This is a genomic window from Sphingomonas sp. CFBP 13714 (assembly GCF_014842205.1).
GTDB lineage: Bacteria > Pseudomonadota > Alphaproteobacteria > Sphingomonadales > Sphingomonadaceae > Sphingomonas > Sphingomonas aerolata.
Genome location: NZ_JACYVG010000050.1, coordinates 1 through 253, shown reverse-complemented (window position 1 = coordinate 253; position 253 = coordinate 1). Strand labels below are relative to the sequence as shown.

The window sequence follows — 253 nt, the reverse complement described above, 5'->3', positions numbered from 1 at the left end:
ATCGGCGTCGACCTGCCGATCGACGACTGGCAGACGCACGGTCACAAGGTCCCGCTGATGGTCAACCTTCAGCCCGCCGGCGAGTATCTCGGCGAGGATTATTACCATGCCGGCGGGGTGCCAGCGGTGGTCGCCGAGCTGATGAAGCAGGGCCTGATCCACGAAGACGCGATGACTGCCAACGGCAAGAGCATCGGCGACAATTGCCGCACCGCGACGATCGAGGACGAGCGCGTCATCCGCCCGTTCGCGA

1 protein-coding gene is annotated in these 253 nt (G+C 64.8%); it reads left to right on the top strand.

What is annotated here, in order from left to right; all coding sequences use genetic code 11:
* Window positions 1-253, top strand: a 253-nt coding sequence (locus IFT54_RS20225; protein WP_192071993.1) for a dihydroxy-acid dehydratase domain-containing protein, incomplete at both ends; no start/stop codon positions are given.